Raw genomic sequence first — 19,737 nt, forward strand, 5'->3', positions numbered from 1 at the left:
GAGTGTCAGCAGCAGCTGCATCAGCTGACCCACCGCCATCGGGGGCAAGCCCCTCCCACATTTTTGCAGTGCCGGCATTCTCAATGCCCTTCGGGAATAAACGCCACGCTCCCCCCCGACCGCCGCTGAAACAACCGCTCGCCATTATCCGGCTGCGTCGTAACCACCTGATGATCAACCCCCAAAAATGCCAACGGCTGGGGATCTTCCCTGGAGTACTGCGCGACGATAATCGTGTGCTGCGGATCGAACCCCTGGCCGCTGGTTTTTTCCAGCCAGGCCATGAACGCGGCGCTGTCGCCCTGGCGCGGGAAATCCTGGGTTTCGCTGATGTAGTAGAACGGCTTGCCGCCGTTTTGCAGGTACATCGGCAGCTTGTTGTCCACTTCCACCAGCACCAGTTGCCATTGGTTCCACGGTGCGCTTTTCACCGCTTGGGCTTTCACATCGTCGGCAAAGCGGGTGACGCCGCCGTTGCCGGTGGTCCAGGGGTAGATCACGCCCAGCACCAACAGCATCAAGGCTGCGGCAATACCGAAGCTTTTTTGCCAGCGCGGCCAGCGGTCAGGTTGTTGGCGCAGGCGTTCGCTCAGCCACCAGGCGCCGAGCAGTTGGGCAAATGGCACCAGGGGCAGTACGTAGTAGCTGCGTCGGCTGCCGCTGGCGGTGAAGAATACGAACAACAGGCCCAGGCTCCACACCAGCCAGCGCACGTTGGGCGGTGTACGGCGCCAATGACGGATGGCGAGCCACGCGCCGAGCATCCAGCACGGCGCCCACGGCAGGGTGTAGGCCGGCAGGTAGATCAGGTAGGTGTAGATCGGGCCCATATGGTCGAAGGGGTCGAAAAAGCGCACCACGTTTTCGCGAAACACCAGTTGCAGGCCGCTCTCGCCGTAGGTGGGAGCGCCGTAGAGGTGGGACAGCAAGAAAGGAATCGCGTAGAAGGCGCCGGCGATCAGCAGCGCCAGTACCAGCCGCGCATTGAGATGGCGTTTGTAGCGCTGCTGGCTGAGCAGATGCGGCAGCAGCACCAACCCTGGCAGTACGAACCCGATCAAGCCCTTGAACAGCGACGTTGCCGCCAGCAACAGGAAGAAGACGCTATAGCGCCCCAGTCGGGTATCGTCCGGCCCGCGCCAATACCACCAGACCGCCGCCAGCACGCCGCACACGGTCAGCACATCAGCGGTGGCCACGCGGGCCCAGAACAGGAAGTAGAACGTGGTGGCGAGCATCCAGCCGGCGATCAGCCCGGTGCCTTTGCGAAACAGTTGCTCGCCGATCAGGTACACCAGCCAGATGCTCAGCCAGGCCGCGATCACCGATGACAGGCGCAGCGACCACGGGCCCAGGCCTCCCATGAGGTTGGCCAGGCCGGTGATCAGCCAGTAGGAGGGCAGGGGTTTGTCGTAATAGGGTGCGCCCTTCAGATACGGATCGAAGTAGTCACCGCTTTGCAGCATCTGCAGGGCGATGTTCGCCCAGCGCGTTTCCGGCCCCCACAGGTCGCGACTGCCCAGGCCCAGCAGCAGGAGCAAGGCCGAGACACCGAGCAATAAAGCGAGGGCGCCGCGTTCGGTTTTGCACACGCGCATGGGGTGTTCCTGTGAGGGTGATCAAGGTTGTTGGGGATAAATCGTCAGTACCAGGTTGCCCTTGCGGTAGCGCTTGCCACCGGGCGGCAGTTGGCCTTCCTCAAGGTGTTCGCTGGTGCTTTTGACGCGCATCAGCACGCCGACCGAGCCCTGGGTTCGTGCTTCGCTCAACCAGGACTGAACGTTGTCCAGGGTGACCTTGCGCGGTTGCGTATCCGGGTAATCCAGGCCGTAGCGCAGCTCTCCCGCCGTGTTGTAGAACGCCACCTGCGGCCGGCGCAGGCGCCAGGCCAGGGCGGACGCCGAGCCCAGTTCGTTGCTCAGCAAAGCATGGGTGTGTTGCAGTTCATCCAGATGCTCAAGCACGAACTGGTCGGGCATTTCGTTGTCGGCAATAATCTGCGGCATGCTCGCCGGCAGCAGCGCCACCAGCAGGCCGATACCCAGGGCCGGCGTCGCCCATAACGTCAGAGGCCGCATCGCTTGCAGCAGGTTGGCCAGGATCCAGCCGAGCAGCACTATAAAGGCCAGGGACAGGCTGAACATCTCGGCGTGGCTGTTGCTGTAGATCGGGCTGGCGATCTGCAGGTAAATCAGCGCCACCATGGCCGTCATGCCGAGGATGAAATTGAGCGCACCGTTGATGAAGATCGCACGGGTTTTGTGCTGGTTGAGCAGGTCGATCAAGGCATGGCCCATCAGCAACGCCAGGGGTAACAGGCACGGCATGATGTAGGTCGGCAGCTTGCCGCTGCTCAGGCTGAAAAAGCCCAGGGGCAGCAACAGCCACAGGGCCAGAAAGACAATGGCCGGCTCGCGTCTGTCTTTCCAGGCCCTGATCAGGGTGGCGGGCAACAGGGCAGACCAGGGCAGGCACGCCACCACCATGATCGGCAGGAAAAACCACCATGGCCGCGCATGCTGTGCAGTGTCCGAGGCGAAGCGGCGGATGTGTTCATGCCAGAAGAAGAAACGCCAGTAATCCGGCTCGCGCCCATGGATCGCCAGCGCCCACGGCAGGCAGACCAGCACCGCGACCAGGATCGCCAACGGGCCGTAGCGCAGCAACTCGCCGACGCGGCGCTGCCAGATCATGTAAGGCATGGCGATCAGCACCGGCAGCAGCCACGCCAGAAAGCCCTTGGTCATGAAGCCCACGCCGCAGGCCAGCCCCAGTAGGGCCCAGGCCCCCAGACGCGCGCGTGGCGTGGCGCTGCCGAGCGCAAACCAGAGGGCGACCAGGCTCAGGTTGACCCAGAACGTGAATTGCGGATCGAGGTTGGAATACCCGGCTTGCCCGGCCACCAGGCCGAAGCTCATGTAGAGCAATGCGCAGGCGCAGCTTTTACGCGGGTCGCTCCACAGACGGCGGGCAATCAGATAGGCCAGCAGCACGCTCAATGCCGAGGTCAGGACGGAGGCGATACGCACGCCGAACAGGTTTTCGCCAAACACTGCCTGGCCCAGGGCAATCAGCCAATAACCCGCGGCCGGTTTCTCGAAATAACGCACCCCCATGAAGTGCGGCGCCACCCAGTTGCCGCTCATCAGCATTTCCTGGCTGACCTGGGCGTAGCGGGTTTCATCCGGGGTCCACAGACCGTGCAGGCCCAATGGCAGCACCAGGAAAATGACCAGGCCAAGTACCAGCACTGGCAAGGGCTTCAATCGGCTCATGAAAAACTCGCTCCTTGACGTTCAGCCGCAGGCGCGAAGTTTGAATAATTAAAGGCGTCGAGCATTAAGAGAGTCACTGCTTCATCAGAAAGTTAGGGCGTCCTGAACTAACAGGCGCGCTTAAAATGGCAGACGCGGGCTGTCGTTTTGCTGAACGCGCTACGCGGCAATATGTAAAAGAGTGTATTTAAAGTTGCTTCAGTGCGGCTGCCCATTCCTGACGTTTCATAGTGCCCAAGGCTTTGAGTTTGCCGTCGGGCAATACCTGTACGAACAGGGCGCTGCCGTACTCGGCCGCCTGCGCGTGGGGGTAGCCGAGTGCCTCCTGGAAGTCACTCATGCAGGCGCTATGGGTGATCAGCATCAGGTTGCGATCCGCCTGTTTATGGCTGAGGATTTCTTCGCCCATGGCATCACCGCAGATGGCGAGGGGACCGGGGGAAAGTTCAGTCTTGCCGAACATGAACAGCGACGTCTGCGCGGTGCGCGTGGTGGGGCTGCTGAGCACGTCGGTGCGCTCCATGCCCAGGCTTTCAAAGGCGCTGCCCAGGTCGGCCGCGCGTTGTGTGCCATTGACCGTCAGGCCGTCAGCCGGCCCGTAGCAGGGGTTGCCAGAGCGATCACAACGCTCTTCATGCCGTACCAGCACGATCAGGTCGCCGTTGCGCCAACTGGCCAGCACCCCGGAAGTGACCAGGCGGTTGCCTATGCCCAGGTCCTGCGGTGACCTTGGCCAGAATATAAAAACGTTCAACAGCAGGGCGATTACGATGATGCCCGCCACCGGCACGCGGAATTTTCTCAGGCGCTTCAACCTGGCCCTACGGGGTTTGGTCAGGGTAATGTCTGCCACGTTGTTCACCATGGGCACAAGTGATTATTTGTTGTTAAAAGACCGGCGCAACTCATACGGCAGATGTTCCTGGTGGAGCAAAAGCCTGTCACAAGGCTGCTGTCTTTGAGCTGAACATGTGGATAGTAAGAAACACCCTTTGGGGCAACTTAAAAGTTGTCGGTTAATGCTGCCTGGGTGGGGAATTTAAAGTGTTCCGGGTGGGCACGCGGTGAAATCAATGTGAAAAAATTGCGTGGGAACGTCCGGCAGCCGTTATTCTCGTTTGCAGTCCTTAACCCGAGCGTTCGTATGTTGCAGGTAGAAGGTGTTGTAAAAAACTACGCCACCCCCCAAGGCCCGCTGACCGTTCTGGCGGGTGTCGACCTGCACCTGGCGGCGCGCAGCAGCCTGGCATTGATGGGCGAGTCGGGCAGCGGCAAAAGCACGTTACTGCACCTGGTGGCGGGGCTCGACCGCGTGGATGGCGGCAGTATTCTGATCGGTGACCAGCGCCTGGATCGCCTCAGCGAAGGGCAACTGGCCCAGTGGCGGCGCACCGAAATCGGCCTGGTGTTCCAGCAGTTCAACCTGATTGGCAGTTTGCGTGTGGAGGACAACCTGGCGTTCCAGGCGCGCCTGGCCGGGCGGTTCGATGCGCAGTGGCAGGCGCAGTTGGTGGAGCGCCTGGGCCTGGGCGATTTGCTCAAGCGTTACCCGGAGCAGCTCTCCGGCGGCCAGCAACAGCGGGTGGCGGTGGGGCGTGCACTGGCGTCCCGCCCCGGCTTGCTGTTGGCCGATGAGCCCACCGGTAATCTTGACGAAACCACCAGCGATGAGGTGCTGCAACTGCTGCTCGACCTGTTGCGCGACAGTCCCACCAGCCTGTTGATGGTCACGCACAGCCCGCGCCTGGCCGCACGCCTGGATCAGCAGGTCGTGCTGCACCACGGCCGCGTCGTGCCGATGGAGCCGCGCTGAGATGGCGGTGTTCTATTGGGCGCTGCGTGCGCTGTTGAGCCATTGGCGGCGCCACCCGGTGCAGTTTTTCAGTGTGCTGACCGGCCTGTGGCTGGCCACCGCGTTATTGACCGGGGTGCAGGCCCTCAACAGCCAGGCGCGGGATGGCTACGCGCGTGCCAGCCAATTGATCGGCGGCGAACCGCAAGCCAGCCTGAGTGCGCCCGACGGTGCCGGATTCGCGCAAGCCGTGTTCGCCGAACTGCGCCGTGCCGGGTGGCCGGTGTCACCAGTGGTGCAGGGGCGGGTGGTGCTCAAGGGGCATGAAGAGCAGCGTCTGCAATTGATGGGCATCGAGCCGGTGTCGTTGCCCGGCAGCGGCAGCGTGGCGGGGCAACGCTTGAGCCAGGCGCAGGTACTGGCGTTTTTCGACGCGCCGGGGCGCACCTGGATAGCCGCGCAAACCTTGCAGGCGCTCGGCCTGCATGAAGGCGAGCAACCGCTGACGGCCAATGGGCAACCCTTGCCGCCGCTGCAGGTGCAGCCGGACATGGCCCCCGGCATGCTGCTCACCGATATTGGTTTCGCCCAACCGCTGCTCGACATGCAGGGCCGGCTGTCGCGCCTGCTGCTGGACAACACCTTCGCCGCCCGTCATCCGACGCCGCCTGCCGGGCTGCAACTCAAGCAGGGCGACGACAACACCCTTTCGCGCCTGACCGAAAGCTTCCACCTGAACCTCGACGCCCTGGGCTTTCTGTCCTTTGTGGTGGGGCTGTTTATCGTGCATGCGGCCATCGGCCTGGCCCTGGAGCAGCGCCGGGGCCTGCTGCGCACCTTGCGTGCCTGCGGGGTCAGCGCACGCCTGCTGATCCTGAGCCTGGGCGTTGAGCTGGGATTCCTGGCGCTGCTGGGCGGCGTGCTCGGCGTTGCCAGCGGTTACCTGCTCGCCAGCCTGTTGCTGCCGGATGTGGCGGCCAGCCTGCGCGGCCTCTACGGTGCTGAAGTCGCAGGCCAACTGAGCTTGAGCCCCTGGTGGTGGTTGGCGGGCCTGGGCTTGAGCTTGCTGGGTGCGTTGCTCGCCGGGGCCAGCAGCCTGTGGCGCGCGGCACGCCTGCCGTTGCTGGCGCTGGCCAACGCCCAGGCCTGGCACGAAGCCCACGGGCGTTGGCTGCGACGCCAGGGCTGGGTGGCGGGTGTGGCGCTGGTCGTTGCGCTGCTGGCGCTGGTCTGGGGCAACAGCCTGGCCGCCGGGTTCGTACTGATGGCGAGCTTGCTGCTGGGCGCCGCACTCGGCTTGCCGGTGCTGCTCAATGGGGTGTTGAAGGGCGTGCTGGGACGCAGCCGTTCGGTGCTGGGCCAATGGTTCCTTGCCGACTGCCGCCAGCAATTGCCGGCCTTGAGCCTGGCCCTGATGGCGCTGCTGTTGGCGCTGGCGGCGAATATCGGCGCGGGCTCCATGACCTCGGGGTTTCGCAGCACCTTCAATAACTGGCTGGAGCAGCGCCTCACCGCCGAGCTGTACCTCAATCCGCAAAATCCGGCCCAGGCACAGCACTTGCAGGCCTGGCTGGCGCAACAACCACGGGTGCGGGCGGTGCTGCCCGGCTGGCAAGTTGCGGTGCAATTGCAGGGCTGGCCGGCGGAGGTGTTCGGCGTGGTTGACGACCCCACCTATCGCCAGCACTGGCCGTTGCTGGAAGCGGCGAGCACGCCCTGGGACCGCCTGCTGCAGGACGATAGCGTGATGCTCAGCGAGCAATTGGCGCGACGCTTGAACGTGCGCCTGGGCGACACCGTTCAAGTCCCCACGCCCCAGGGCCCATGGGCACCGACAATTGTCGGTATCTATGCCGATTACGGCAACCCCAAGGGCCATCTGCTGGTCAACGCCAAGCACTTGCTGGCGCATTGGCCAACGTTGTCACCGGTGCGTTTCAACCTGCGTGTGGCAACCCAGGATGTGCCGCCGCTGGTGCGTGACGTGCAGCGTGAGTTCGGCCTGGAAGACAGCCGCATCATCGATCAACAGCAACTCAAGGGCTGGTCCAGCCAGGTCTTCGAACGCACCTTCGCCGCTACCGCCGCGTTGAACAGCCTGACCCTTGGCGTAGCGGGTGTGGCGCTGTTCATCAGCCTGCTGACCCAGAGCCAGAGTCGCCTCGGCCAACTGGCGCCGTTGTGGGCACTGGGGGTCACGCGCCGCCAACTGATGCTGCTCAACCTGGGCCAGACCTGGCTGCTGGCGGTGCTCACCCTGGTGCTGGCGTTGCCCCTGGGGCTGCTGCTGGCGTGGTGCCTGGATGCGGTGATCAACGTGCAAGCCTTTGGCTGGCGCCTGCCGTTGCACGTGTTCCCCTGGCAGCTGGCGCAACTGATGGGGCTGGCGATGCTTGCCACGCTGCTGGCGTCGGCCTGGCCATTGTGGCAGCTGTACCGCAGCCGCCCGGCGGATTTGTTGAGGACGTTTGCCCATGAAGATTAAGGCGTTGGCGTGGGTAGTTCTGCTGCTGCTGAGCGCGTGCGACAAGGCGCCCGAGCCCGAAGAAAGTTTCGCCGGCCTTGGCAGCGATGCCGCCGACTTCGTCCAGGTGGTGCCCGGCAAAGTGTTCACCTTCCCCGAGGATCACGGCCCGCATCCAGGCTTTCGCATTGAATGGTGGTACGTCACCGCCAACCTCAAGGACGCTCAGGGCAATGTCTTCGGCGTGCAGTGGACCTTGTTTCGCAATGCCGTGAAAGCCGGACCGCCACAACCGGGCTGGCGCGATTCCACGATTTGGCTCGGCCATGCCGCCGTCACCTCCGCCACCCGCCATTACGCCGCCGAGCGCTTCGCCCGGGGCGGCGTCGGCCAGGCCGGGGCGCAGGCGCTGCCGTTCAATGCCTGGATCGATGACTGGAACTTCGCCACCCGCACTGGCGCCGCCCACACTCTGGCCGACATGCAACTCAAGGCCAGTGGCGCGCAATTCGCCTATGATCTGCAACTGACCTCCAGTCGCCCACTGGTGCTGCAGGGCGACAACGGCTACAGCCGCAAATCCGACCAGGGCCAGGCGTCCTACTACTACAGCCAGCCGTTCTTCAGCGCCAACGGCAGCGTCACTGTCGACGGTCAGACCTACCAGGTCAGCGGCAACGCCTGGCTCGACCGTGAATGGAGCAGCCAGCCCCTGGCCGCCAACCAGACCGGTTGGGACTGGTTCTCCCTGCACCTGGACCGAGGCGAACAACTGATGCTGTTTCGCGTGCGGCAAAAGGACGGTGGCGGCTATCTCACCGGCACCTGGATCGACGCCCAGGGACGCACCGAGACCCTGCACGACGCGGATATCCAACTGGCGCCGCTGACCACCACCGAGATTGACGGACGCAGCATTCCCACGCGCTGGTCGCTGAAGATCCCCGGCAAACACCTGGACATCACCCCCGAGGCCGTCAATTCGAAGGCGTGGATGAACCTGGGGATTCCCTATTGGGAAGGGCCGGTGAAGTTCGACGGTGGGGTGGGGTATCTGGAGATGACCGGGTATTAGGTGATTTGAAGCCCCCGTGGAGGTCGACAAAATCTCAAAAAAGTACTGTACATAAAAACAGTATTATCCTACAGTCCATCCCAGGTGACCGGATGTCGCCGATCACCTGAACTTCTATTTTTTAACTATGGATGGATAAAAAATGAAATCGAAAAAAGCCCTTATGCTAGGCGCGGCCATCATGGCCTCCTGCTTCGTCTCGGCCTGCGCCCTGGCTCAGCAAGCGCCTCAGAAACTCAGTGCCGACGCGGTCAAGCAGGCCGTGAACAAGGCGCTCAAGTCCGGCGGCAAGCTGGACGCGTCGAAGGTGTCGCCTGAGCTCAAGCAAAAACTCTCGGCGGCCAAGTCCGGCCAGTCCAAGGCGGTGACCAAGGCCCTCAAGTCCGCGCCGTTCGACAGCGTGGTCGGTGAGCTGAAGAAACCGGCGCAAAGCGCACTGAAAAGCGCGGCGGTTGCAGCGTTTGAACCACTGTTCCCCACCCTGGATATCAACACGCTCTACACCGTCGATGAGGTGCAGGCCGGTAACGAGTTTGCCTACCACTTCAACCTGCCTCAGAACGCGCGAGTGCAGGTGCAACTGGTCAACCAGAGTGCAGGCGCGGACATGTCGCTGACTCTGTTCCAGGATGATGGCCAGGGCAACCTGAGTGTGGTGGGTACGTCGGATGCCGCAGGCAATGCCGATGAATACCTCAACGGTGTGCTGCCGGCCGGTGACTACTACTGGTACATGGTGGCCAAGGCCGCCGATAACGCGCAGTTCAGTTTCGGCGTGGCGGTGGACAGCAACATCGACGCGTTCGAGCCCAACGACAGCGCGCAAACCGCGTTCGTGTTGCCCGACTCGATGAACAAGGTCAGCGGTAATCTCGACAATGCCGGCGATGTCGATTACTTCGACTTCCAGGCGGTACGTGGCCAAAGTGTGAGCATGTACCTGGCGGGCGACGAGAACGGTAGCCGTAACCAGTGGATCTTCGACCGCTTCGATGGCACCAACTGGGTCACCGTGCCGGCCGGTTCCACCTCGACCTATCCGAGCGTAACGCCGGGCACCACCGTGAAGGTGCGCGTGCGCGCCAACCCGGCGGTGGCGCAGGACCCGAGCAAGTATTACCAACTGAGCCTGGGCTCCACGCCGCGCCTGAACGCCAACAGTGTGAAAGGTGACAACATCGTGCGGGTGACCGAAGTGTGGTTGGCCACGCAAACCGCGCGACTGTTGAATTGGTCGACCCAATGGTCGGACTCCACCGGCGCGCCGCTGCTGGGCGTCACCCCGGTGTTGCGCGTGGATAACCACTTCGTCGACTTGAACTACCGCTGGGTCGACTACAAGGCGACCACCAACAGCGCGGGTGTCTCCGAGGCCACTGCCAATATCGGTACCTGCTTCGGTGACTACACCACAGTGATCAACGACAGCAGCACCGGTGTGCCGTACAAGTGGAGAACCACCTACAACGAGGGCGGCTGGCGCATCGAGCTGGCCGAATTCCCCGGTGTGGGCGTCGGCGGTGACAACGTGCAATACGTCAGCCTGGGGCATATCTGCACCCAGGACATCATCCACTGACACAGTGATGTGAAACAGAAGGGGCAGCCTCCAAGGGGCTGCCCCTTTTTTGCTCCGTGTGCCGCAAATTTTTGCAGGCTGCAACCAATCGAATGTGGGAGGGGGCTTGCTCCCGATAACGGTAGATCAGTCAATGAATTTACTGACTGACCCGCCGCCATCGGGGGCAAGCCCCCTCCCACATTTGGATCGAGTCTGACCAATGACCCCTTGCGCACCTCGCATTTCCTTGTTAGCTTCTGCCAAAATGTTAACGATAACATTTGCTCTAAAAATAAAAACAAAACAGAGACCCACGCCATGAAAATGCTCCCGAAAACCCTGTGTTTATTGGCTGCCAGTATCACTCTGGGCAGCGTTTCCCCTGTGTTTGCCGAAGCCGCCAAGCCGATCCGCATCGGCGCCTCGTTCCAGGAAATCAACAACCCCTATTTCGTCACCATGAAAAACGCCCTGGAAGAAGCCGGCGCGAGCATCGGGGCGACACTGATCATCACCGACGCCCGCCATGATGTGTCCAAGCAGGTCAGTGATGTCGAAGACATGCTGCAAAAAGGCATCGATATCCTGCTGATCAACCCGACCGACTCGGTCGGTGTGCAATCGGCGGTCAAGTCCGCCCATGCTGCCGGTGTGGTCGTAGTGGCGGTGGACGCCCAGGCGGAGGGTCCGCTGGATTCTTTCGTCGGCTCGAAAAACTTCGATGCCGGTTTCCAGGCCTGTGAGTACCTGGCCAAACACATCGGCGACAAAGGCAATATCGCCATCCTCGACGGCATTGCCGTGGTGCCGATCCTGGAGCGTGTGCGCGGTTGCAAGGAGGCGGTGGCCAAGCACCCGGACATCAAGATTGTCAGCATCCAGAACGGCAAGCAGGAACGTGACCAGGCGCTGACCGTCACCGAAAACATGTTGCAGGCCCAGCCCACCCTCAAGGGCATTTTCAGCGTGAACGACAACGGCTCCCTCGGCGCGCTGTCGGCCATCGAAGCCAGCGGCATGGACGTGAAGCTGGTCAGCGTCGACGGTGCTCCGGAAGCGATCAAGGCGATCCAGAAACCCGGCAGCAAGTTCATCGCTACCTCGGCCCAATACCCCCGTGACCAGATCCGCCTGGCCCTGGGCATAGCCCTGGCCAAAAAGTGGGGCTCGCAAGTGCCCGCCACGGTTCCGGTGGACATCACCCTGATCGACCAGGCCAAGGCCGGGGACTTCAGCTGGTAAACCCCGCCGCCCCACGTCCGCCGTGGGGCCCTGGTCTTCCTCCCGAGTGCGAGGCCTTCGGTATGAGCAGTCTTCTGAAGCTGGAAAATATCTGTAAGCGTTACCCGGGGGTGCAGGCCCTCAAGTCCATCAACCTGCAAGTGGAGCGCGGCGAAATACACGCGTTGCTCGGGGAGAATGGCGCGGGCAAATCCACCCTGATGAAGATCCTTGGCGGCGTCGAGCATCAGGATGAGGGGCAGATCCTGATCGACGGCCAGCCCCGGCAATTTGCGACTTACCGTGATGCGATCGCGGCCGGTATCGGCATCGTGTTCCAGGAATTCAGCCTGATTCCCTACCTCACGGCGGTGGACAATATCTTCCTCGGCCATGAGCTGAGCAACCGCTTCGGCCTGTTGCGCAAACGTCAAATGTTCGAGGCCTGCGAGGCCTTGTTCAAGCGTCTGGGCGTGTCGATCAACCTGGAATGCGCAGTCAGGCATCTGAGCGTGGCGGAGCAGCAGTTTGTCGAGATCGCCAAGGCCCTGGCCCTGGATGCGCGTTTGCTGGTGCTCGATGAACCCACCGCGACGCTGACGCCCAGCGAAGCCGAGCTGCTGTTCGAGATCATGCGCGAACTCAAGCGTCAGGGCGTGGCAGTGATTTTTATCTCGCACCATCTGGAGGAGATTTTCCAGGTGTGCGACCGCATCAGTGTGTTGCGCGATGGCGGCAATGCAGGCGTCACTGCTGTGGCCGACAGCGATATCGACCGTCTGGTCGAGATGATGGTCGGCCGCCGCCTGGAATGCAGTTTCCCGCCCAAGCCCACCACAGCACGCGGGCCTTTGCTGCTGGAGGTCAAGGACATCCAGCTGGTGCGCAACGGCCCGCATAACCGCTTCGACTTGCACAAGGGTGAAATCCTCGGCTTTGCCGGCCTGGTCGGTTCCGGTCGCACCGAACTGGCCCTGGGCATGCTGGGCGCGCTGCCCTCGGTGAGCAAAGACGTGTGGCTGCGCGGCGAAAAGGTCAGCCTCGACGACCCGGCCCAGGCCTTGGCGCACGGCATCGGCCTGTTGCCGGAGAGCCGCAAGAGCGAAGGGCTGATCACCGATTTCAGCATTCGCGAAAATATCTCGTTGAACAACCTGCCCAAATACCAGAACGCCACGGGCCTGATCGACAAGGCCAGAGAGTGCGCCAGCGTCGAAGCGCTGATGCGCCAGCTGTCGATCAAGGCGCCCAGCGCGGAAAGCCGGGTGTTCAACCTCAGCGGCGGCAACCAGCAAAAGGTCGTGATTGCCCGCTGGATCAACCACCACTGCGACGTGCTGGTGTTCGACGAACCCACCCGTGGCATCGATGTGGGCGCCAAGGCGCAGATCTACGCGCTGATGCGCAGTCTCACTGAACAGGGCTACGCGATCATCATGATTTCCTCCGAACTGCCGGAAGTCATCGGCATGTGTGACCGCGTCGCGGTGTTCCACAAAGGCGCGATCGTCAAGGTACTGGAAGCGTCCGCCGTCAATCCTCAAGAAGTCATGCGCCATGCAACAGGGGGGTCAAGTGAATACGTCCATTAACACCGCAGGTACCGGCCGGTTACGCCTGAACCTGGCGCGGTTGCTGCGCTCGCCGGCGTTTTATCCCTTTGTCGGGCTGGTGGTGGTGACCCTGGTGATGATCCTCGCCAGCGACACCTTCCTCACCGCCAGCAACCTGTCGAACATTGCGCGCCAGGTGTCGATCAACGCGATTATCGCGGTGGGCATGACGTGCGTGATTCTGACCGGCGGCATCGATCTGTCGGTGGGCCCGGTGATGGCACTGTCCGGCACGCTCACGGCCGGCTTGATGGTCGCGGGGCTGCCGCCAGGCCTGGCCATCGGCGCCGGGATGCTGGTGGGTGTGGCGTTCGGCATCGGCAACGGCCTGTTCGTGGCCTACCTGCATATGCCGCCGATCATCGTGACCCTGGCGACCATGGGCATCGCCCGGGGGTTGGGGCTGATGTACACCGACGGCTATCCGATTTCCGGGCTGCCGGAGTGGTTCGCGGTGTTCGGCCGCGCCAGCGTATTGGGCATCCAGGTGCCGATTCTGATCATGCTGCTCACTTACCTGGCGGCCTACGTGCTGCTGCAACACACGCGCATCGGCCGCTACATCTACGCCATCGGCGGCAATGAAGAAGCGGTGCGTTTGTCCGGTGTGCGCGCCGCGCGCTTCAAGTTGCTGGTGTACGGCATCAGCGGCCTCACCGCAGCGATTGCCGGGCTGGTGCTGACCTCACGCTTGATGAGCGGCCAGCCGAATGCCGGTGTGTCGTTCGAACTGGATGCGATTGCCGCCGTGGTACTGGGCGGTGCGTCGATTGCCGGCGGGCGCGGCGTAATCGTCGGCACCTTGCTCGGTGCCATGTTGCTCGGCGTCTTGAATAACGGCTTGAACATGCTCGGCGTATCGCCTTACGTGCAGAGCGTGATCAAGGGCGCAATCATTTTGCTGGCGATCTTTATCAGCCGTCAGCGCCATCGCTGAACCCCTATCCACACAGGAACGAACACCATGGACAAGCACACTGATATGCAAGCCGTCGTCTGCCACGGCCCCAAAGACTACCGCCTGGAACGCATCGGCAAACCCCAGGCGCGGCCCAATGAATTGGTGATCCGCATTGCCGCCTGCGGCATCTGCGCCAGCGACTGCAAGTGCCATTCCGGCGCGGCGATGTTCTGGGGCGGCGACAATCCCTGGGTCAAGGCGCCTGTCGTGCCGGGCCACGAGTTTTTCGGCTATGTGGTGGAGGCGGGCGAGGGCGCCGAGGAGCACTTCGACGTGGCGGTGGGCGACAAGGTGATCGCCGAGCAGATCGTGCCGTGCGGCAAGTGCCGATTCTGCAAGTCCGGCAAATACTGGATGTGCGAAGTGCACAACATCTTCGGCTTTCAGCGTGAGGTCGCCGAGGGTGGTATGGCCCAGTACATGCGCATTCCCAAGACCGCCATCGTGCACAGGATTCCCGAGTCGGTGTCCCTGGAAGACTCGGCGCTGGTGGAGCCCATGGCCTGTTCGATCCATACGGTCAACCGTGGCGATATCCAGCTTGACGACGTGGTGGTGATTGCCGGCGCCGGTACCCTGGGTCTGTGCATGGTGCAGGTGGCGGCGCTGAAGACGCCGAAGAAACTGGTGGTGATCGACATGGTCGACGAGCGTCTGGAGCTGGCGAAAAAGTTCGGCGCCGACGTGGTGATCAACCCGTCGCGCGACAACGCTCGCGCAATCATCAACGGCCTTACCGACCATTACGGCTGCGACGTGTACATCGAAACCACCGGCGTACCGGCCGGCGTCACCCAGGGCCTGGACCTGATCCGCAAGCTCGGGCGCTTTGTCGAATTCAGCGTGTTCGGCGCCGAGACCAGCGTGGACTGGTCGATCATCGGCGACCGCAAGGAGCTGGACGTGCGCGGCGCCCACCTCGGCCCCTATTGCTACCCGATTGCCATCGACCTGTTCGAGCGCGGCCTGGTCACGTCAAAAGGCATCGTCACCCATGACTTCCCCCTGGATGACTACGCCGAGGCCTTCGAACTGGCCAACTCGACCAAGTCGATCAAGGTGCTGTTGAAGCCGGTGCTCTGACGATGAACTACGTGATGGGTGTAGACATAGGGACCCAGAGCACCAAGGCGCTGCTGGTGGATGCGCACGGCACGATCATCGCCCAGCACAGCCAGGGCTATCGCGTGGATACGCCGAAAGTGCGCTGGGCCGAGCAATGGCCGCAGGTGTGGCTGGATGCGGTCGAGGCCTGTGTGGCGCAGTGCATGGCCAAGTCCGGCGTCGCGGCGCAACAGGTCAAGGCGTTGTGCATCAGCAGCCTGTATGGCGGCTCGGGGATCGCGGTGGATGCGCAGATCACACCGTTGCACCCGTGCCTTATCTGGATGGATCGGCGCGCCGGTGAACAGGTGCAGTGGGTACGTGAGCATGTGGACCTGGACCGGCTGTTCGCCGTCACCGGCAACTCGCTGGACAGCTACTACGGCTTCACCAAGATGCTCTGGCTCAAGCAGCATCGGCCCCAGGTGTGGGCCGACACGCGCTACCTGCTGCCGCCCAACAGCTATATCAACTGGTGCCTGACGGGCGAGCTGGCGGTGGACCACAGCAGCGCCGGCAATATCGGCGGTGTCTACGATGTGGCTGCGCGCGGCTGGTCGGGCGAGATGCTCGATGCACTGGGCATCCCGCCAGCGATGATGCCGCAGCGGTTGCTGTATTCCGGTGAGGTGGTGGGCGGTTTGCTCCAGGGCTGGGCCGCCCGCCTGGGCTTGCCGGCGGGCACGCCGGTGCTCGCCGGTGGCGTGGATGCGGCCATGGCGACCCTGGCTGCGGGCGTCACCCAACCGGGCAACCATGTGGCGATGATCGGTACCAGCATGTGTTGGGGCTACCTCAACCAGCGGGTGGACGCGCGGCACGGGTTGGTCAGCATGCCTCACGTCTATAACGGTCATCGCGACCTGTACATCTTTGGTGGCGCGATCACCGCCGGGGCGTCGGTCAGCTGGTTCCGCGAGCAGTTCTGCCAGGCCGAGGAGCAACAGGCCCAGGCCAGCGGCCAGGACAGCCTGGTGTTGCTGGAGCGCAGCGCGATGAATATCCCGGCGGGCAGCGAAGGCCTGTTGTTCCTGCCATACCTGATGGGCGAGCGCAGCCCGGTGTGGGACGACCGCGCCAGCGGCAGTTTTGTCGGGCTGAACCTGTATCACAGTCGCATCCATCTGTACCGCGCCGTGCTCGAAGGGGTGAGTTTTGCCCTGCGCCACAATATCGAAGCCGGCACCCAGGGCGCGCATTCCCTTGACCCGCGTTTGATCGTGGTAGGCGGTGCGAGCCATTCGGATGTGTGGATGCAGATCATCGCGGATGTGACGCGCTACCCGGTGTACACCATCGTCCAGGAAGTCGAAGCGGCGCTGGGGGCGGCGTTACTGGCGGCGCACACGGTGGGGTTGGTCAGTGATGAGGCGATGGACAAGGGCTGGGTGCAGTTGGCGTTGCGGGCGCAGCCCAAGCGGGAGAATGTCGCGGTCTACGATCACGCGTTTGCCGAGTACCTGAAGCTGTATCCCGCGCTGAAACCGATCATGCACACCTTGCAGGCCAACTGACCCAACAGGGTCAAAAATGTGGGAGGGGGCTTGCTCCCGATGGCGGTGGGTCAGTCACAGATGCATTGGCTGTTACTCCCTCATCGGGGGCAAGCCCCCTCCCACAGTGGATCTTCATTGTTCTTGAGATTTTGATCTATGAACGCAATTTTTGACTTCACTCACCACCGCATCCTCGTCACCGGCGCCAGCAGCGGGATTGGCCGCGAAATCGCACAGCAGCTCATTGCCAGTGGCGCCGAGGTGTTCGCCCTGGGCCGTGACGCCCGGGCACTGGCCGAACTGGGCTGCCACACCCTGAGCGTGGATATCGCCGACAGCGCCGCGCTCGACCACGGCTTGAATGAGCTGCCGGCGCTGCACGGTCTGGTCAACTGCGCCGGCATTTCACGCCTGGAGCCCGCCGCCGCCATCAGCGCCGAGGCGTTTGATCAGGTGATGAGCGTCAACGCTCGCGCTGCGGCGCACGTGGCCAGCCGCGTGGCGGCGAAAATGATCGAAGAGAACATCGCCGGCAGCATCGTCAACGTCTCCAGTCAGGCCTCGCTGGTGGCGCTGGATGATCATCTGAGCTACTGCGCCTCCAAGGCCGCCCTCGATGCGATCACCCGCGTGCAGTGCGCTGAATGGGGCCGCTTCGGCATTCGCGTCAACAGCGTCAACCCCACTGTCACGCTCACGCCGATGGCGACCATGGCCTGGTCCGATCCGGTCAAGCGCGACCCGGCGCTGGCCGCCATTCCCCTGGGCCGTTTTGCGCACACCGTGGAAGTCGCGTTGCCGGTGCTGTTCCTGCTCAGCGATGCGGCCAGCATGATCAGTGGCGTGAGCCTGCCCATCGATGGCGGCTATACCAGCCGTTAGCCGTTCTCCAACTGCCCGGCGATGACCACCTTGTCCCGTGGCTTGTACGGGTCTTGCAGGCGATCAAGCAGCAGGCGCACCGCGCTGCTGCCGGCCAGCGAGGCATCGTGGGCCACGCAGGCGATGGGCACGCCGAAAATATCGGCGAACGGCAGGCGGTCGATGCCGCAGATGGTCAGGCTGTCGTGGGCGATGTTGTGCATGCGTAACGCGCGCAGGGCGCCGAGGGTGATCAATTGGTTGAAGCCCATGATCGCGTCCGGCGCCGAGTGGGCGGCGAGGTAGTCGAGGGTGTGCAGGTAGGACGGCATCAGCGTGTAGTCCCCGGCCTGCACCTCGACCTGCACCTGAGGATGTTCGGCCAGTACTTCGCGCAGGCCCTTGAGGCGTTCGACGGTGATGCGCGAGTGCTCGGGGCCGGTCAGCACCAGCAGGCGCTTGAGGTCCGGGGTCTGGCGCAACAGGTAGTGCGCGGCCTGGATGCCGCTGTGGTAGTTGTCGAGCACCACGCGGCTGAACGGGCTGTCGTGGAGCGTGCGGTCAAGCAGCACCACCGGGGTCTTGCCGTTGCCCAGGCGCTCGAGATAGTCAGGCTGGTAGCTCGGCTCATCGGAGACCGGCGACAGGATGATCCCCGCCACGCGATAACCCAGCAGGGTATCGACGGCCTTGCTTTCCAGTTCTTCCAGCTCATCGGTGTCCACCAGCATGATGGTGTAGCCGTGCTTTTTTGCTTCGCGGGAGATCGCCTTGATCATCTCGCTGTAGAACGGGTTGTCCACCGACGCGGTGATCACACCGATGATCAGGCTTTCACTGCGCTTGAGCCCGCGCGCGAAGGCATTGGGCACGTAGTCGAGCTCGCGCGCCACTTCCAGAATGCGCGCCAGGGTGGCGGGTTTGACCAGATCAGGTTTGCTCAACGCCCGGGACACGGTAATGGTGGTCATGCCCACCCGTTTGGCGATGTCGCTGATGGTGACGGACTTTTTCTTGTTCATCGGTAAGGCTGCAAGAGGACACTCCCGCAGGCTAGCATGCGCGCAGGCCCAGGGTGACTCAAATCAGCGGGTCCCAGCGTTGCGACCAGTCACCTTCGGTCTTGACCACTTCACGCAACAGGGTCAACGCCTGCTGCAGCACCGCAGAATCTCGTGCCCGCGAATACACCAGGTACGTCGGGAAACTGAATTCCGGCGCCTTGGCCACCCGCTGCATCACGCCGCTGTCCAGGTAGCTCTGCACCACGCGCGTGCGGAAATACCCGGCGCCGCCGTTCACCAGGATGTACTGCAGCGCCAGCGGCCCCAGATTGAAACCCACGGCGGCGCGCGCGCGGTCGGGCAAGGCGGCGTCGTGCTGTTGGCGAAAACCCTGGCCCCAGTCGATATACACATAGGGCTCGGGTTTGCTCGCCAGTTGCACCAGGATCAGTTTTTCTTCCAGGACTTGCTCGACCTGCAAGCCCGGCCAGTACTGCGGCTGGAACACCAGCGCGGCGTCAAGCACGCCCAACTCCAACTGACGCAACAGGTACTCGCCCTCGCGAATTTCGGTGCGCAGGGCATGCCCGGGGATATGCTCGCGCAGCGCCTTGGCCCAGCCGAGCATCAGCGGATTGCACAGGCTGACCTCTGCGCCGATATGCAGCACATTGCGATAGCCATCCGGCAAGGGCAGGTCGCGGCGCGCCGCTTCCCAGGTTTGCAGCAACTGGTTGGCGTACACCACAAAGGCCTCGCCGTCGGCGGTCAGGCGTGCACCAGCGCGATTGCGCACGAACAGCGTACTGCCCAACTGGTTTTCCAGGTTCTTCACCCGTGCGGTGATGGCGGTCTGGGTGACGTGCAGTTTCTCCGCCGCTGCGGCGAGGCTGCCGCAGCGGGTGATTTCCAGAAAGGTGCGTGCCAGTTCGATGTCCATGAAGCCCCCGGGAGATGAGTGGAGGGCATTGTAGTGGAACGCGGTGAGCACTGTGGGAGGAGGCTTGCCCCGATAGCGGTGTGTCAGGCACAGAGGCATTCACTGACACTCAGTAATCGGGGGCAAGCCCCCTCCCACATTTCAATTGAATTTCAGCTCGGGTTGTGTGGTGCTTGTAAGTGCTTGGTAGGGGATGCCTTTGCATAAGCGTGACTTGCGCACCTTCGTCCATGCCCGAACCCTGCGGTACGTTGTGACCCGCTTCGAGGGGCAGCCATTTTTCAGTGATTGGAATGCAATGCAAATGTGGGAGGGGGCTTGCCCCCGATAGCGGTAGATCAGTCACAGATGCAGTGACTGACACTCAGTA

At 62.8% G+C, this 19,737-nt stretch carries 15 protein-coding genes; 10 read left to right on the top strand and 5 right to left on the bottom strand.

Going from position 1 to position 19,737, the window contains the following annotated elements:
* Positions 1-80: 80 nt before the first annotated feature.
* The 3 genes from PspCFBP13528_RS10630 to PspCFBP13528_RS10640 all read right to left on the bottom strand — a co-directional run bounded on the left by PspCFBP13528_RS10630 (position 81) and on the right by PspCFBP13528_RS10640 (position 4,140).
* Positions 81-1,598, bottom strand: coding sequence for a glycosyltransferase family 39 protein (locus tag PspCFBP13528_RS10630; protein WP_137200167.1), 1,518 nt, complete (start codon positions 1,596-1,598; stop codon positions 81-83).
* 21 nt (positions 1,599-1,619) lie between these two features.
* Entirely contained in the window at positions 1,620-3,275 is a 1,656-nt protein-coding gene (gene arnT, locus PspCFBP13528_RS10635) for a lipid IV(A) 4-amino-4-deoxy-L-arabinosyltransferase (protein ID WP_137200168.1), read from the bottom strand.
* 187 nt (positions 3,276-3,462) lie between these two features.
* On the bottom strand, positions 3,463-4,140 hold the full coding sequence (locus PspCFBP13528_RS10640) for a histidine phosphatase family protein (protein WP_065953206.1): 678 nt from the start codon (positions 4,138-4,140) through the stop codon (positions 3,463-3,465).
* Positions 4,141-4,419: 279 nt separating this feature from the next.
* Here PspCFBP13528_RS10640 and PspCFBP13528_RS10645 point away from each other — a divergent pair, with 279 nt between their 5' ends.
* The 10 genes from PspCFBP13528_RS10645 to PspCFBP13528_RS10690 all read left to right on the top strand — a co-directional run bounded on the left by PspCFBP13528_RS10645 (position 4,420) and on the right by PspCFBP13528_RS10690 (position 17,444).
* The gene (locus tag PspCFBP13528_RS10645; RefSeq protein ID WP_137200169.1) at positions 4,420-5,088 is read left to right on the top strand and encodes an ABC transporter ATP-binding protein; all 669 of its coding nucleotides are present in this window, start codon (positions 4,420-4,422) and stop codon (positions 5,086-5,088) included.
* A gap of 1 nt (position 5,089) precedes the next feature.
* Positions 5,090-7,552 carry an FtsX-like permease family protein gene (locus PspCFBP13528_RS10650; RefSeq protein WP_137200170.1) on the top strand — a complete coding sequence of 821 codons (2,463 nt, stop codon included), beginning with the start codon at positions 5,090-5,092 and terminating at the stop codon, positions 7,550-7,552.
* Positions 7,542-8,606: a lipocalin-like domain-containing protein gene (locus PspCFBP13528_RS10655; protein WP_137200171.1), complete on the top strand. Its 1,065-nt coding sequence runs from the start codon at positions 7,542-7,544 to the stop codon at positions 8,604-8,606. Before PspCFBP13528_RS10650 ends, PspCFBP13528_RS10655 begins: the two co-directional genes overlap by 11 nt.
* 142 nt (positions 8,607-8,748) lie before the next feature.
* Positions 8,749-10,185 carry a hypothetical protein gene (locus tag PspCFBP13528_RS10660; RefSeq protein WP_137200172.1) on the top strand — a complete coding sequence of 479 codons (1,437 nt, stop codon included), beginning with the start codon at positions 8,749-8,751 and terminating at the stop codon, positions 10,183-10,185.
* 300 nt (positions 10,186-10,485) lie between these two features.
* Positions 10,486-11,409, top strand: coding sequence for a substrate-binding domain-containing protein (locus tag PspCFBP13528_RS10665; protein ID WP_065952999.1), 924 nt, complete (start codon positions 10,486-10,488; stop codon positions 11,407-11,409).
* Between the two features lie 62 nt (positions 11,410-11,471).
* Positions 11,472-12,980 (top strand): sugar ABC transporter ATP-binding protein, encoded by a 1,509-nt coding sequence (locus PspCFBP13528_RS10670; protein ID WP_137200173.1) that lies wholly within the window; start codon positions 11,472-11,474, stop codon positions 12,978-12,980.
* The gene (locus PspCFBP13528_RS10675; protein ID WP_137200174.1) at positions 12,946-13,938 is read left to right on the top strand and encodes a ribose ABC transporter permease; all 993 of its coding nucleotides are present in this window, start codon (positions 12,946-12,948) and stop codon (positions 13,936-13,938) included. The genes PspCFBP13528_RS10670 and PspCFBP13528_RS10675 overlap by 35 nt, the downstream gene beginning before the upstream one ends.
* A gap of 27 nt (positions 13,939-13,965) precedes the next feature.
* On the top strand, positions 13,966-15,045 hold the full coding sequence (locus tag PspCFBP13528_RS10680) for an alcohol dehydrogenase catalytic domain-containing protein (protein WP_137200175.1): 1,080 nt from the start codon (positions 13,966-13,968) through the stop codon (positions 15,043-15,045).
* Between the two features lie 2 nt (positions 15,046-15,047).
* On the top strand, positions 15,048-16,580 hold the full coding sequence (locus tag PspCFBP13528_RS10685) for an FGGY-family carbohydrate kinase (RefSeq protein ID WP_137200176.1): 1,533 nt from the start codon (positions 15,048-15,050) through the stop codon (positions 16,578-16,580).
* Between the two features lie 138 nt (positions 16,581-16,718).
* Positions 16,719-17,444 (top strand): SDR family oxidoreductase, encoded by a 726-nt coding sequence (locus PspCFBP13528_RS10690; RefSeq protein WP_137200177.1) that lies wholly within the window; start codon positions 16,719-16,721, stop codon positions 17,442-17,444.
* Here the strand turns inward: PspCFBP13528_RS10690 and PspCFBP13528_RS10695 are convergent.
* Together PspCFBP13528_RS10695 and PspCFBP13528_RS10700 are read right to left on the bottom strand one after the other, a co-directional pair.
* Positions 17,441-18,445: a LacI family DNA-binding transcriptional regulator gene (locus tag PspCFBP13528_RS10695; RefSeq protein WP_065953004.1), complete on the bottom strand. Its 1,005-nt coding sequence runs from the start codon at positions 18,443-18,445 to the stop codon at positions 17,441-17,443. The genes PspCFBP13528_RS10690 and PspCFBP13528_RS10695 overlap by 4 nt on opposite strands.
* A gap of 58 nt (positions 18,446-18,503) precedes the next feature.
* Positions 18,504-19,367 carry a LysR family transcriptional regulator gene (locus PspCFBP13528_RS10700; protein ID WP_065953005.1) on the bottom strand — a complete coding sequence of 288 codons (864 nt, stop codon included), beginning with the start codon at positions 19,365-19,367 and terminating at the stop codon, positions 18,504-18,506.
* Positions 19,368-19,737 lie beyond the last annotated feature (370 nt).

The sequence above is a fragment of the Pseudomonas sp. CFBP13528 genome, assembly GCF_005233615.1.
Lineage (GTDB): Bacteria > Pseudomonadota > Gammaproteobacteria > Pseudomonadales > Pseudomonadaceae > Aquipseudomonas > Aquipseudomonas fluorescens_AM.